Raw genomic sequence first — 1,662 nt, forward strand, 5'->3', positions numbered from 1 at the left:
CCCTCGAACTGCGGCTCGGGGAGCCGCACCGTCAGGACGGCGGTCATGCCGGCCAGCACGTCGTCCTTCTCCACCTTGTCCGACCCGGCCTTGAGCCGGCGCGCGTTGGCCTCCACCTGGGCCCGGAACACCTTCAGCAGTGCCGCCTCGAACCCGGACTGATGGGTGCCGCCCTTGGGCGTGGCGATGATGTTCACGAAGGACCGGAACACGGTGTCGTAGCCGACGTCCCAGCGCAGGGCGACGTCCACCTCGCACGTGCGCTGCACATCCTGCATGGAGGTGCGCCCGTCCTCGCCGAGCACCGGGACCCGCTCCTTGAAGGTGCCGGAGCCCTGGATCCGCCACACGTCCGTCACCGGGGTGGCGGGCGTGAGGTGCTCCACGAACTCGGAGATGCCGCCGTCGTACTGGAAGACCTCCTCGACCGGGCCGTCGGCGCCGGGCGTGCCGGGTCGGCGGCGCAGGTCCTTGACTGTGATCCGCAGGCCCGGGATCAGGTAGGCGGTCTGGCGCGCCCGCGCCTGGAGCTCCTCGGCGGAGAACGTCGCGTCCTTCACGAAGATCTGCTCGTCCGCCCAGTAGCGCACGCGCGTGCCGGTCTGCCCGCGCTTGGCCTTCCCGACGACGTCCAGCGGCGAGGCGTCCGTGGACGGCTCGAACGGGGCGTCTGGCGACGGGCGCGACCCGTCCTGGAAGCGGCCCGGCTCGCCGCGCCGGAACGACATCTGGTGGACCTTGCCGCCGCGCAGCACCTGCACGTCCAGGCGCGAGGACAGGGCATTGACCACCGACGCGCCCACGCCGTGCAGGCCACCCGAGGCGGCGTAGGAACCGCCGCCGAACTTGCCGCCGGCGTGGAGCTTGGTGAACACCACCTCGACACCGGACAGGCCGGTGCGCGGCTCCACGTCCACGGGGATGCCGCGCCCGTTGTCCTCGACCTCGACGGAGCCGTCCGGATGCAGGGTGATCTCGATCGACTGCCCGAAGCCGGCCAGAGCCTCGTCCACCGAGTTGTCGATGATCTCCCAGAGGCAGTGCATGAGGCCGCGGGAATCGGTGGAGCCGATGTACATGCCCGGCCGCTTGCGGACGGCCTCGAGCCCCTCCAGCACGGAGAGGTGGCGGGCGTTGTACTCGGTGTTCGCGGGCACGGGGCGGGCCTTTCGGTGGACGACGGCGGCCGGTCCAGCCTACTCCGCGGGCCGGACACGCCAGGGTTCGGGCCGGACGTCCCTGGGCAGCCCGGCCCGGCTGCTTGCGTACGCGGGTGGCGAAACGCGGGTGCGGGGCGGGCGCGCGGGGAAGTTCCCTGCCATCCTTGCTGTTCCATGGGACAAGAGGAGGACCGACCCGCCCCACCGGCGTCGTCGCCCTCCAGCCCCGAGAGACCCGAGGAGGACACCATGTCCATCACCGCCGTGGCCGAGCCGGCCGCCCTCACCCGTTCCGACCGCTGCGACCGCTGCGGCGCGCAGGCCTACGTCCGCGCCGTGCTGCACTCGGGCGGTGCCCTCCAGTTCTGCGCCCACCACGCCCGCGCCGTCGAGGACGCGCTGCGTCCCCAGGCCGCGCTGTGGCAGGACGAGACGGACCGCCTCACCGCCGGCGCCTGACGCGCCCGGCATGACGAAGGGCCGGACCCCCGCGGGGGTCCGG

2 protein-coding genes are annotated in these 1,662 nt (G+C 72.8%); one reads left to right on the forward strand and one right to left on the reverse strand.

Annotation, left to right across the window (positions count from 1 at the left end; genetic code table 11):
* Positions 1–1,157 (reverse strand): ATP-binding protein (locus SJ20_RS11495; RefSeq protein WP_044660000.1); only part of this gene is annotated, 1,157 nt, incomplete at its 3' end.
* 252 nt (positions 1,158–1,409) lie between these two features.
* On the opposite strand from SJ20_RS11495, the gene SJ20_RS11500 reads away from it, so the two are divergent.
* On the forward strand, positions 1,410–1,619 hold the full coding sequence (locus SJ20_RS11500) for a hypothetical protein (RefSeq protein ID WP_002858172.1): 210 nt from the start codon (positions 1,410–1,412) through the stop codon (positions 1,617–1,619).
* The last annotated feature ends 43 nt before the right edge of the window (positions 1,620–1,662 follow it).

This window comes from Micrococcus sp. MS-ASIII-49 (assembly GCF_000946635.1).
GTDB lineage: Bacteria > Actinomycetota > Actinomycetes > Actinomycetales > Micrococcaceae > Micrococcus > Micrococcus luteus.

What these genes read in the sequence shown, in the direction of transcription:
- SJ20_RS11500 (WP_002858172.1), top strand. Translation starts at nt 1,410, where the DNA reads ATGTCCATCACCGCCGTGGCCGAGCCGGCCGCCCTCACCCGTTCCGAC.